The organism is Paenibacillus sp. NRS-1760 (genome assembly GCF_050467785.1).
Classification (GTDB): domain Bacteria; phylum Bacillota; class Bacilli; order Paenibacillales; family Paenibacillaceae; genus Pristimantibacillus.
The window spans coordinates 119,514-132,591 of sequence record NZ_JBITPK010000021.1 but is presented as its reverse complement, the minus strand read 5'-3'; the positions used below and the strand labels follow the sequence as shown (position 1 = coordinate 132,591).

The following is a 13,078-nucleotide window of genomic DNA, read 5'->3' as shown; positions in this document are numbered from 1 at the left end:
TTAGCTTTATTATAGAAGTAAGCAATAGAAAAAATCGAGGATAATGACATGAAAATGGAGGGGTATACGAATGAGCTTAATGATACCTGATGTGATGACGATACCAAAATTTTTGGGAAATGGGAAAATTGATTATAGCGAGAAACCGGTGCCGACCCCAGGGCCAGGCCAGCTGCTGCTGCAGGTCAAGGCAAACGCTTTATGCGGATCAGAGCGTGGACAGTTCTACAACGGTTCCGAAGCGACGCCTGGTCATGAGGCAGCAGGCATCGTTGTCGCAGCAGGCTCTAATACCAAAACGGATGTAGGTACACATGGCGTTGTTTTTTTAATGGATTTTTGCGGGCAATGCCGCAGCTGCAAGCGAGGGTATACAAACCAATGCTTAAGCAAGCGTGCAGATTATGGCTTCTCTCATGATGGCGGTTACGGGCCTTATATGGTCGTGAACGAAAATGTGTTTTTTGCTGTGGATGCTGCTATTCCGTTGGCAGAAGCAACGATATTGCTTGATATCATGGGGACAGGCGGTCATACGATTCGCAGAGCGCAGCTTGTGCATGGCGATATCGAATCCATCCTTATTGCCGGTGCAGGTCCGATTGGTCTAGCGGTGCTGGCGATGGCGAAGCTGCTGCTGGGCAAAGAGCTGCCTGTATTCATTATGGATTTTACACCTTATCGTTTAGAACTCGCACAGAAAATGGGTGCTATTCCGATCCATTTGGGGGAAACAACACTTGAAGCGGGATTGGCAGCCGAAGGCTTTGACCGTATAGATGCAGCATTCGATACGAGCGGTAGAACAACAGCTCGCGAAGCAGCTTTGCATGCACTAAATCATCGCGGTGTACTCGTATGCATTGGTCATGGCGAGCAGCTAAATTTGCAAGTGTCCTCCGATTTGATAGCAACAGAGAGAGCTGTGCTCGGCAGTGAGTATTTTCCGTTTAGCGAGCTAGAGGCTAATCATCGTTTGATGGGCGAGCACCTGCCATACTTAAGTCAAATCATCACGCACCGATTTGGACCACAATCGATGCAAGAAGCATTTGAGCTGTTTTTCAAAGGCGATACGGGAAAGGTGGTCATTGAGCAATGAGCAGTGAGGGGCGAGTGAAGGTTGCCTTAATCGGGGCTGGCGGCTGGGGATACCACCATGCTCGTATTTTTAATGCGCGTAAGGATGTTGATTTTTGTGCCGTTGTTGGACGAGATGCTGCCCGAACAAGGGCAAGAGCAGATGAGTTTGGGACAAATGCCTATACGAGCATCGCGGAGATGCTGGAGACGGAACGGCCTGACCTCGTCAGCTTATGCTTGCCGAATCAAGGACATTTTGATGCGACCTTGCAGGTTATTCAAGCAGGTGTTCCATTATTGGTGGAAAAGCCGCTCGTATTTGATCTAGAGGAAGCTGATTTATTGCTTGCGGAAGCAGCGAAGCGGGAGCTTTTTTTTGCGATTAATTTTAATCACCGCTATGCGACAGCTGTTCAGAAGGCTAAAGTAGCGATGGATACGGGACGGTTAGGAGAGCTTATATTCGCTTCTTGGCGGTTTGGCGGTGAAGGAACAAGCGATCATCCGCACGGCAACTTAATCGAAACTCAGTGCCACGGATTTGATATGCTTGAGCAATTATGCGGCCCGATTGCATCGGTGATGGCACAAATGACAGATAAAACCGGAAATGGCTTCTCTACCATGGCATTAGCACTGCAATTTCAATCCGGCGCAGTAGGAACGCTGCTCGGATCTTACGACTCCTCGTATGCATACGCACAGACTCATGTCATGGAGCTTAATGGCTTAAAGGGCAGAGTGACCATTCAAGATACAGTGAAGAAATTTACGTTTCAACGCTCGGGCAGCGAAACAGCGGAAGTATGGCAAGCGGGTTACTTCAATGATAAGGAGCGAGAATTCCACCTTACGTTCGACAAACATTTTGATCATTTGCTCGGTGCATTTCGTGCGGGTGAAGCACCGCCTATTCACGCTGCGGCGGGGCGCAGAGCGCTTCAGCTAGCCCATGCAGCGATTGAATCATTCCAGACGGGGCAACGGATTCAGACGTAGAGCACGCTATGGAAGGATCGGTTTAACTAAAAAAAGTGATTAAGCGACTTACTGGTCGGCTTAATCACTTTTTTGGTTATAATCAGATGTGGTACGGATCGCTCAAAGAATTTTGTCCAGATGCTCAAGAGGCCTATTTAAATTAAGCTTCATCAAACGTGAGGCTTCTTCACCATTACGTGCTTCAAGCGCTTGGATGATGTACTCATGATCCGCTGCAGCCGTATGGGTCTCCCAGCTCGGCCGTTTGAAGAAAATATATTTGTATCTTCTTATATGTAATTGAAGCGAGGAGCAAAAGGTGAGTATATGCTGATTATTGGCAATTTGCAGTATGGTTTCATGAAACTCTTCATCATATTCCATCGCTTCATAGAGCTGCTCTTCACTAACTTTTTCATTAAAGCTGGCATTAATAGCACGCAGCTGTTCAATATGCTCTGGCTGTATATTGTCGGCAGCAAGCTCAGCTGCTAATGCTTGAAGGGCTGTAAGGGGCGCATACAGCTTAAGGATATCTTCCTTGGCTAGCGTCGTGACTCGCGTCTCTTTGCCAGGAAACATTTGAATGAGTCCTTGAACCTCAAGCAATTGAAAGGCTTCCCTAATCGGTGTGCGGCTGACGCCAAGTGCCTCGGCAAGCTCTGAATCGTTAAGCTTCTCTCCGGGCTGAAGCGTGCCGTCGATAATCCATTTTTGCAGCTGGCTTAAGGTACGCTCCTTGGCGGATAGTCTAACGGGTGTTGAATAATCAGTTGGAATAGGCAGAGGGGATCCTCCTTTATTTTTTGGTTTCATTATGAAAGTGATAGGATAACAGTTTCGACAATATATAATATATCGCAGGTTCATTCATTGAAGCAAATGCCAAAAATTTTAAAAAGGAATTTATTGCTTTTATTTGCTTAAGGAAATATAATATGCGATATATTACATATTACATTCTATTTGGAGTAAGGAGAAAACTGTATGTCTAGTACTCAAGCTTCAATCGCAACATCACCGTCCGCTTTAAAAACGATATACCCATTGTTGTTCGCTATTAGCTTCGTGCATTTGATTAATGACACGATTCAATCGGTCGTGCCGGCATTATTTCCTATTTTGAAGGACTCGCTTTCACTGAGCTTTGCTCAAATTGGATTGATCTCTTTGATGATTAATTTAACTGCAGCGCTGCTTCAGCCTGTTGTCGGCATTTTATCTGATTCGCATCCGAAGCCGATGCTGCTGCCTATTGGCATGCTGTTCACAATGGGGGGCGTTGCTGCTCTTTCGTATGCTTCGCATTTCTGGATGGTCATGGTCGCTGTTATGTTAATTGGAATTGGCTCAGCCGTTTTCCATCCTGCTTCTGCGCGGGTTTCCTATTTGGCGGCTGGGACGAAAAAAGGTACAGGGCAGTCGATCTTTCAATTTGGCGGAAATATTGGACAATCGCTTGCACCAATTATGACAGCTGTTCTGTTCGTGCACACAGGTCAGCGCGGTGTGATCTGGTTTGCTTTGGTCGTTACGATAGGAATTATCATTCAATTTAATGTAGCCAAATGGTACGGCAAGCAGCTCGCACTTGAGCCAAGCAAGAGCACGAAGCAAGCGGCAAAGCCGGTTTCCAAACTTAATGTGTCCACCGGTAAAGTTGTATTTGCCATAACGATTTTAATGATTCTTGTGTTTTCCAAAAACGTCTATATTTCTGCGATCAGCAGCTATTACTCGTTTTATGCCATCGAGCATTTTGGACTCTCCGTCAGTCATGCTCAAATCGTATTGTTTGTCTTTCTTGCAGCGAATGTTATTGGCTTGCTTCTCGGCGGGGTGCTCGCAGATAAGTTCAGCCGTCGCAGCTTGATCTGGTTCTCGATCCTAGGAACTGCACCATTTGCGCTGCTGCTTCCTTATGCTAATTTAACATTTTCCGTTATTTTAATCTTTTTTGCCGGTTTAATCTTGGCCTCGGCGTTTTCCGTTATTTTAGTTTATGCGAACGAATTGCTGCCTGGGCGGGTTGGCCTCGTATCAGGTGTATTTTTCGGAATGGCGTTTGGTCTCGGGGGCATTGGTTCGGCGGTGCTCGGCAATTTGGCAGATTCCATGGGTATTGAGTTTGTCATTCGCTGCACGTCCTATTTGCCTTTGCTCGGCATGCTGACGATTTTGCTGCCATCGGATCGCAAAGCAAAAGCAGCCGTTTAATCCGAGTGGACGATTTTCTCATTAGGACAATTTCCGCGCATTCCCCGCCCACATACAATGTTGGTGTATAGCCTAATTGGTGCTGGGAGGGGAGTAACGCTGTGAATAAGCGGACTTTAATGATCGTTTCGCTTGTCATTTATGTTATGCTAGCTATCTTATTCCTCATTTTGTCTATTTTTCATTAAACACATAACAGAGCAAGGGCTGTCCTAGAAGTAGATTAATCTACTCTAGGCAGCCCTTGTTTGTTTATTAGCCTCGGCTACTTGCCTGGCTGCTCCTGACTAAGCTTCATTTTACGGTAATCCTTCGGAACGACGCCCTTGGTTTCACGGAAAATACGGGAGAAGGTTTTGTATGAGCCATAACCAACCTCCAGCGCAATTTCAGCGACGCTCATATCGGTAGAAACAAGCAGGCTGCAGGCATGCCGCAAGCGCAAATCATGCAGGAAATGTACGAATGTTTGTCCAGTTGTTTGTTTAATTACTTCACTTATGCGAGACATGCTCAGTGAAAAGCGGCTTGCAAGATCAGATAGCGCAAGCTCGTCTTGATAATGTTGATGAATATAATGAATGATTGGCCAAACCGAGGCACTCGATTTGGAAGCAAGCCTTGAGGCTGGAGCAGACGGCGCAATATTGCGGCGATAACGATCAAAAAAAGCTAATATTTCCTTCAACCGCACTTGCAGCATCGTTCGGCGCCAAGGCTCCTGCCCCACGTACTCACGAAACATATCTTCTATTAAATGCTTCATTCGTTCATTATCAGCACCGCTAAGTTGAACGGATGGAGGCAGAGTATTCTGATCGATGAGGTCCATAAGGCCTTCCTCTTGTCCAGGCTCCATCAGCAAGTCCATGCTAAACATACAATTATAAAGAACAAGTGTACTCCCGGGCTCTGTAAATAGTTCATGCACCTGATAAGGAAGCACAAACGTAAAGGTGCCGGGCAGCATTTGATGTTTTGCATCGTTGATCGATTCAGAGCCCCTTCCGTCTATAACATAAGAGAACTCCAAAAAATCATGGCGATGCGGCCTAAAGCCATGGTAAAGACGGTTTAGGCTAATATGGAGGGGAGAAGAGGTATTCATATTTGGATACGTTTTCAAATAGTCAGGTATGTAGGTCATGAATGAATGCATTCCTCCGAAAATCTGAGACTTTTATCGAAAAACAAGCACGATTTCTCATCCCGTTTATTCTAACATAAATGAAGAGATCAAGCGTTACCAAAAACGAGTGCTTATTGCTGAGCAAGGGTTCATTCAAAATTATAGGAGGAATTTCATTGACTACAGAAAATAAGATTAGAATAGGTATTATCGGTGCAGGAAATATTGGCAACGTCCATGCAGGAGAATTTTCTAAGCTTGGCGAAGAGTGTATCATTACGGCGATTACTGATCTGGATTTGAAGCGAGCAGAGAAAGCAGCCAAGCAATATGGTATTGAGCATGTTGCGGCTTCCAATGAAGAGTTGATTCAGCGAGCTGACATCGATGCGGTCATCATCGGTGTGCCTAACCAATTCCATGCTCCGCTTGCCGTACAAGCTCTTGAAGCGGGCAAGCATGTATTGATAGAGAAGCCGATGGGCATTAACAGCGATGCTGCTCGTCAAATATTGAGAGCAAGCGAAGCAGCAGACCGTGTCGTCATGGTCGCTCATCAAATGCGCTGGGAATCTGTAGCGATGCAAATTAAAGAGCAAATCGACCGTGGTGAGCTTGGCAAAATTTATACAGCCAAAACGGGCTGGTTTCGCCGCAAGGGCATTCCGGGCTGGGGCACATGGTTTACACAAATGGATCAATCGGGCGGCGGCCCGCTTATCGATATCGGCGTTCACATGCTTGACCTTGCGCTGTATTTGATGGGCAATCCAAAGCCGGTTTCCGTATATGGATCAACCTATGCAGAGTTTGGCCCAAACCGTAAAGGGATTGGCACATGGGGTACACCGGATTGGGACGGAACTTATGATGTTGAGGATTTGGCTACGGCGCTAATCAAAATGGAAGACGGCAGTACACTCTCGCTTGAAGTGAGCTGGGCTGTTCATATGGATACGGACAATTCACCGTTTATCCATGTAATGGGCTCAGAAGGCGGAGCAAGCTATCGCGGTGCTGAAGGCAAGCTGCTTACAGAAAAATTTGATCGCCCGATTGAAAGTGTTTTGAGCAAAGCAGACAATGATGAAGGTGAGCGCGCTCGTCTTAGCCGTCACTTCCTTGCATGTATTCGTGAAGGTAAACAGCCGATTACTTCCGTATTGACTGGTTTGACGAACAATCTTGTGCTTGATGCAATTTATGAATCATCGCGCACAGGCAATGAAGTGAAGCTCGACTGGAATCTAAATTAATCATAATTGTTTGTAGAATGAGGAGGAATTTGTATGTTGAGGGGTTTAACTGGAGCGGGTCTTGGTCGAATCGAAAGTGATGAGCATCTAATTAAGCTCGCTGGCGCGTACGGATTTCAAGCTGTAGATTTGGATGCGGCGTCGCTAATTAATCGTTATGGCGTAGAGCAAGCGCGTGAGCTTCTTGCAAGCAATGGCGTAGTAATTGGCTCCATTGGTCTTCCAGTAGAATGGAGAACAACGGAAGAAGCTTTTCTTGAAGGATTGGAGAAGCTGGCTTCCTCAGCGGCTGCGGCTGCGGCTCTAGGCTGTACAAGCTGCTGCACCTATATTTTGCCTTCAACAGATTTGAAAGCAGCTCGCTTCATGGCACTTGCAACTCGCAGATTGCGTACTTGCGCTCAAATTCTAGGCGCTTATGGCATTCGCCTTGGCCTTGAATTTGTTGGCCCGCATCATTTGCGGACGCGTTGGGAGAATCCGTTTATTTGGACGCTCGAGGAAACATTGGAGTGGATCGACGCAATCGGTGAGAGCAATGTAGGATTGTTGTTTGATGCCTATCACTGGTATACGAACAGCCTGACTGTTGCTGATATTGAAGCGCTTCGTCCAGAGCAAATCGTCCATGTTCATATCAATGACGCGCCGGATGTTCCGGTTGAGGAAGCACTCGACAACGGCCGCGTATATCCAGGTGAAGGTGTAATTGATTTAGTCGGATTTCTGCAAGCACTTAATCGTATTGGCTATAAAGGTGCCGTTTCACAGGAAATCTTATCATCAGAAGCGGAATCGCAATCGCCGGAAGAGCTGGCGCAGCGCTCCAAAGCAGGCTTTGATAAAGTATTTGGCGCAGCTGGTCTGTAAGAAATACTCCTTCAAATATAATATGGCTGTTAATTACATCGCTGCAAGCACACATCATCGTGCTTGCAGCGATTTTTTATTATTTAGCGAGAATTCGAAAAAACGCTAATTTTGACATGATTTTTCATGAAATGTATTGGGTACTGTTGAGCAGGGCTATTCCGTTATGATGAATAATAACTGTTTTTTTAAACACTGTGAACAGAGCGATAATAGGAGACCAAAAACATGGGATATAAAGCAGAGCAGCTTCATCCGTTAAACCTTTGGTATAAGCAGGAGGCTTCACGATGGGAGGAAGCACTGCCCATTGGGAATGGCCGACTAGGCGGTATGGTATTTGGCGGCGTGGAACAAGAACGCATTCAATTAAATGAAGATACATTGTGGTCAGGCTTTCCGCGGGATACGAACAATTACGAAGCGCTGCGCTATTTAGAGCGAGCTCGGGACTTCATAGCAGATAAAAGATTTGTTGAGGCGGAACAGTTAATCGAGGCGAAGATGCTCGGAACAAACACAGAGTCCTATCAACCGATGGGCGACTTGTTTATAGAGCAGCATTTTGAACACGCGCATGATCAGGCTGCAGATTACATTCGCAAGCTTGATATCGATGCAGGCATCGCTGCTGCACGGTTTCAAGTGGGTAAAACGGTTTACTCGCGCGAGATGTTCGTTAGCGTGGTGGATCAAGTGTTATGCGTTAGATACGAGTCAGAAGGAGAAGATCTGCTAGAGCTTACAGCAGCGATGACTTCCTCCGTACAGTATGAAATCGAGGCAGCAGGCAGCGACGCTATCGTACTTCACGGTCGTTGTCCGAGTCATGTAGCAGACAATTATATGGGCGATCATCCGCTGGCTGTACAGTATGAGAATGATCGCGGCATTACCTTTCAAGGAAAACTGAGAGTCAAGATAGAAGGCGGCAAACTATCGATAAACTGCGATAAGCAAATAAATATTCAAGGGGCAAGCTCGGCTACATTTCTATTAAGCGCAGTAACAAGCTTTGTGAACTTTGATGTTCAGCCAGACAAAACAGCTGCTGATCTGGCCGAGCAAAACGATCGCCTACTGGAGAAAGCATTAACATTTAGCTATGAACAGCTGCGAGAGCGCCATGTAGAGGATCATCGAAGCTTATTTCAACGCGTACAGCTAGATTTGGGGCGGACGGCACAAGCTCAATTGCCGACAGATGAGCGGCTGGAAAACTATAAGCAAGGCAAACAAGATCCAGCATTGGAAGCGCTGTATTTCCAATACGGCCGATATTTGCTTATGGCAAGTTCGCGGCCAGGCACGCAGCCGGCTAATCTGCAAGGCATTTGGAATGACCGGGTTCAGCCGCCTTGGAACAGCGACTATACGACGAATATTAATACACAAATGAATTATTGGCCGGCGGAAATAGGAAATTTGAGCGAATGCCATGAGCCTTTGTTTCGCTTGATTGAGGAGCTCAGCATCACGGGAGCCCGTACTGCGGCTATTCATTACAACAGTGCAGGCTGGGTAGCGCATCATAATGTGGATTTATGGCGGACATCAACGCCGACAGCCGGTCATCCAAGCTGGGCTTTCTGGCCGCTTGGCGGCGTTTGGCTGACGCAGCATTTATGGGAGCATTATTTATATCATCCGAGTGAAGCCTTTTTGAGAGAAAAAGCTTATCCCTTAATGAAGGGCGCAGCTTTATTTTGTTTGGATTGGCTACAGGAGAATAACAAAGGGCAGCTGATGACTTCGCCATCCACGTCGCCAGAGAATAAATTTCTGACCGCACAAGGCGAGGTTAGCAGTGTTGCTGAGTCATCTGCTATGGACATTACTTTAATTGGCGAGCTGTTTGATCATTGCGCAGCAGCTGCGAGCTTGCTCGGAATCGATGCATCTTTCAAGCAGCAGCTAGAAGCAGCGAGGAGCAAGCTTCCTCCGCTGCAAATTGCGCCTAATGGACAAATGCAGGAATGGCATGATTATTTCGAGGAGCACGAGCCTGGGCATCGTCACGTATCCCATCTATATGGCTTATTTCCAGGTACGTCCATCAATCAAGAAACAACTTCGGAGCTTGTGGAAGCGGGCCGCCTTTCACTTGAGAGCCGCATAAACCACGGAGGCGGCCATACAGGCTGGAGCTGTGCGTGGTTAATTAACTTATTTGCGAGGCTGAAGGATTCGAAGTCTTCTTATCACTTTATCCATACTTTGCTTGCACGCTCTACGCATCCGAATTTGTTCGATGATCATCCACCATTTCAAATCGATGGGAACTTTGGCGGTACGGCGGGCATTGCAGAGCTTCTGCTGCAAAGCCATTTGGGTTATATCGAGCTTCTGCCAGCGCTTCCGGGTGCATGGCTGGCAGGCTGCGTGAAAGGTCTTAAAGCGCGCGGAGGGTTTGTTGTCGATATGGAATGGACAGATGGCAAGCTGGCGGCTGGCCGCATGCAATCCACACACGGATCGATTTGCAGCTTGCGATCGAAGGAATCCATTACCGTTGTTGCTTCTGACGGTACAGCTATCGATGCGTCAAAGCCATTTCCAACAAACAAAAATGAATGGTATAGCATATTAACATCCACGATAGAGGGGGAGTAAGCATTATGACGACCAGTATACGTTTTCCATTTGAAAATATAGAGCTTCCGCTTGAAGAACGGGTAACCGATCTTGTTTCACGTTTTACGCTGGAAGAGAAAATTGAATCGATGGTTCAATACCAGCCTGAAATTGAGCGATTAGGCGTAAAGCCGTACAAACATGGGACGGAAGCGGCGCACGGAATGGCGTGGTTAGGCGAAGCGACCACGTTCCCTCAGCCCATCGGGCTTGGCTGCACTTGGAATCCCGTGCTGCTGAAGGAAGTAGGCTCTGCAATCGGTGACGAAGCACGCGTTTACTTTCAGCGAAACCCAGCCATCAACGGCTTGACGCTGTGGGCGCCAACGGTGGATATGGAGCGAGATCCGCGCTGGGGAAGAACAGAAGAGGCTTATGGAGAAGATCCTAAGCTGACAGGTGAGCTAACAGCCTCGCTGGTACAGGGCATTCAAGGCGATCACCCGCTTTACTTTAAAGCGGTAGCGACCTTGAAGCATTTTATCGGCAATAACAATGAAATCAATCGCGGCAGCTGCTCGGCAAGCATCGATCCGCGCAATATGAAGGAATATTATCAAGCAGCTTTCAAGCCTGCTTTCGTCAAGGGCGGCGCTCATTCGATGATGACCTCGTACAACTCGGTTAATGGCACGCCTACTATTTTGCACGAGGATGTAAACAAAGTAGTGAAAGAGGAATGGGGCATGAACGGCTTCATCGTCAGCGATGCGGGAGATTTGCTTGGTATCGTCAACGATCATCATTATTATGATTCTTATAAGAAGGCAGTAGCTCATTCCATCAAAGCAGGCATCGACAGCATAACGGATGATAAAGAAAAATCATGCGCGGCTATTCGCGAAGCTTTGTCAGAAGGGCTGCTGTCTGAGCAGGATTTGGATAAAGCACTCATTAACACCTTTCGTGTACGTTTCCGCTTGGGAGAGTTCGATCCCGCTGAAGGGAATCCATACGCGGATATGTCGGAATCGAAACTATGTGCGCCCGAGCATAGACAATTATCGCTGCGGGCTGCAAAAGAGTCGATTGTTTTGCTCAAAAATGAGAACAAAACGTTGCCGTTGAATAAAGAAAAGCTAAACCGTGTAGCCGTTATCGGGCCGCTTGCTGACGTTGTATACCGAGACTGGTACTCTGGTTCACTGCCGTACAAAGTAACACCACTTGAAGGCATCAAGAGCAAGCTTGCCGGCAAAGAAGTAACATTCAGCAGCGGCAATGATCGCATTCAATTGAAATCAGCTGCGAATGGTAAAGTATTGCGCGCATCCACAGACCATGCAAACCGCCTGCAAGCGACTGAATTGGATGAGGAAGGCGATACATTTGAGGTGACGGATTGGGGCTGGGGCAGTTATACGCTAGCGAGCATGGATTCCGGCAAGCTGCTTACAAGCGCAGATGATGTCAATATTGCAGCAGCTGCAAGCGAAGCTTTTGGCTGGTATGTGAAGGAAGTGTTCAAGCTTGATGAGCAATCCGAAGAGAAATTTGCGATACGAACTTGGAACGGCAAGCTGGTCAGTGCCCCTAATGGCGGCGCAGATTCCCTTCAAGTTACGGAATTAGCGGATATTGGAGCAAGCGAGCTGTTCTCTAAAGATGTCATCACGAACGGAATTGCAGAAGCGGCAGCTGCAGCCAAAGCAGCTGAAACGGCAATTGTTTTCGTAGGCAATAATCCGCTTATTAACGGGAAAGAAGAAATCGATCGTCCAAGCCTTGACCTTGCCGCTTCGCAAAATGAATTAATTAGCGCGGTATTCGCTGCTAATCCGAACACGGTCGTCGTAGTTATTGGAAGTTACCCATTTGCACTTAATAAAGTAAACGACCAAGTTCCAGCGATTGTTTATTTATCACATGCGGGTCAAGAGCTGGGCAATGCCATTGCTGACGTTTTATTCGGTGATTACTCGCCGGCTGGACGCTTGAATATGACTTGGTACAAATCAGAAGAGCAGTTAACCGATCTAATGGATTATGATATTTTGAAAGGAAAACGAACCTATCTTTATTTCGATGGCGAACCGTTGTATCCATTTGGTTATGGTCTTAGCTACGGTTCATTCCGATACGGTCCGCTTGAGATTACGAATAACGCTGCGAGTATGAACGGCAGTGTAACGGTGGAACTGCAGGTTACGAATGAGAGCGACATCGCAGCGGATGAGGTTGTCCAATTATATGTTCGAGTAGAGGGCTCAAGGGTACAGCGTCCGCTTAAGAAGCTGGTTGGCTTCACGCGGATTTCATTCCAGCCTGGAGAGACGAAGCAAGTAGAACTTGTAGTTCCAGCAGAAGAGCTTGCTATTTGGGATGTAACACGGGACCGTTTCTGCCTTGAATCGGCGGCTTATACGTTTGCAGCTGGTGCCTCTTCTGCTCATCTCCTTGCCGAGGGTACAATAACAATCGAAGGCGAGACCATTCCACCACGTCAGTTATCCCCGCAGACGCGGGCGGAAAACTATGATGATTATGCGCATGTTTATTTGGATGAGAGCAAGGAAGGCGGAACGGCAGTCCGTTTATCGCAAGCAGAGGGCTGGATCAAATTTAATGATGTTGATTGGTTAAACGGCCCAAGTGTATTTGAAGCTCGCGTTTGCGGCGGCGCTCAAGGCGGAGAGTTGTCTATTCAGATGATCAGCCCGGCCGCTGTTTTTAGAGGCTCATACTCGGTTGAATCAAGCGGTGAGCAAGAATGGCAAACGATTCGTATTGATCTGCCAAGCTGCAAGCTGAGAGGCGATCTGGTAATTGGTTTGACGGAAAGTGTGAAGCTGAGCTTCTTCCGCTTTCAATAATAAGAGTAACTTCATACGGAGCTGTCTTCAGGTGCTGTATAGCGCTTGTTGCAGCTCCGTTTTTGCGGTTATGGTTGCTTTTTATGTAATGCCGC

The 13,078-nt window shown here is 47.1% G+C and carries 9 protein-coding genes; 7 read left to right on the top strand and 2 right to left on the bottom strand.

Translation table 11 applies throughout. The features are described 5' to 3' along the window. The first annotated feature begins 70 nt into the window (after positions 1-70). Both ACIFSR_RS28700 and ACIFSR_RS28695 read left to right on the top strand, forming a co-directional pair. On the top strand, positions 71-1,102 hold the full coding sequence (locus ACIFSR_RS28700; protein ID WP_430061770.1) for an alcohol dehydrogenase catalytic domain-containing protein: 1,032 nt from the start codon (positions 71-73) through the stop codon (positions 1,100-1,102). Beyond that, positions 1,099-2,082 (top strand): Gfo/Idh/MocA family protein, encoded by a 984-nt coding sequence (locus tag ACIFSR_RS28695; protein ID WP_430061768.1) that lies wholly within the window; start codon positions 1,099-1,101, stop codon positions 2,080-2,082. The genes ACIFSR_RS28700 and ACIFSR_RS28695 overlap by 4 nt, the downstream gene beginning before the upstream one ends. Before the next feature lie 102 nt (positions 2,083-2,184). Here the strand turns inward: ACIFSR_RS28695 and ACIFSR_RS28690 are convergent, their stop codons facing one another. After that, positions 2,185-2,880, bottom strand: coding sequence for a GntR family transcriptional regulator (locus ACIFSR_RS28690; RefSeq protein ID WP_430061766.1), 696 nt, complete (start codon positions 2,878-2,880; stop codon positions 2,185-2,187). 171 nt (positions 2,881-3,051) lie between these two features. Between ACIFSR_RS28690 and ACIFSR_RS28685 the strand changes: the two genes are divergently transcribed. After that, positions 3,052-4,281 carry an MFS transporter gene (locus ACIFSR_RS28685; protein WP_339208524.1) on the top strand — a complete coding sequence of 410 codons (1,230 nt, stop codon included), beginning with the start codon at positions 3,052-3,054 and terminating at the stop codon, positions 4,279-4,281. 265 nt (positions 4,282-4,546) lie between these two features. On the opposite strand, the gene ACIFSR_RS28680 is transcribed toward ACIFSR_RS28685, so the two are convergent. After that, positions 4,547-5,428, bottom strand: a complete 882-nt coding sequence (locus tag ACIFSR_RS28680) for a helix-turn-helix domain-containing protein (RefSeq protein ID WP_430061764.1) — start codon at positions 5,426-5,428, stop codon at positions 4,547-4,549. Positions 5,429-5,586: 158 nt separating this feature from the next. On the opposite strand from ACIFSR_RS28680, the gene ACIFSR_RS28675 reads away from it, so the two are divergent. The 4 genes from ACIFSR_RS28675 to ACIFSR_RS28660 all read left to right on the top strand — a co-directional run bounded on the left by ACIFSR_RS28675 (position 5,587) and on the right by ACIFSR_RS28660 (position 12,983). Beyond that, positions 5,587-6,666, top strand: a complete 1,080-nt coding sequence (locus ACIFSR_RS28675) for a Gfo/Idh/MocA family protein (RefSeq protein ID WP_339208527.1) — start codon at positions 5,587-5,589, stop codon at positions 6,664-6,666. Positions 6,667-6,699: 33 nt separating this feature from the next. Then, the gene (locus ACIFSR_RS28670; RefSeq protein ID WP_076270088.1) at positions 6,700-7,536 is read left to right on the top strand and encodes a sugar phosphate isomerase/epimerase family protein; all 837 of its coding nucleotides are present in this window, start codon (positions 6,700-6,702) and stop codon (positions 7,534-7,536) included. Between the two features lie 228 nt (positions 7,537-7,764). After that, complete coding sequence (locus ACIFSR_RS28665) at positions 7,765-10,149, top strand: glycoside hydrolase family 95 protein (protein ID WP_430061761.1); 2,385 nt, start codon at positions 7,765-7,767, stop codon at positions 10,147-10,149. Positions 10,150-10,154: 5 nt separating this feature from the next. Continuing rightward, positions 10,155-12,983, top strand: a complete 2,829-nt coding sequence (locus tag ACIFSR_RS28660) for a glycoside hydrolase family 3 C-terminal domain-containing protein (protein ID WP_430061759.1) — start codon at positions 10,155-10,157, stop codon at positions 12,981-12,983. The last annotated feature ends 95 nt before the right edge of the window (positions 12,984-13,078 follow it).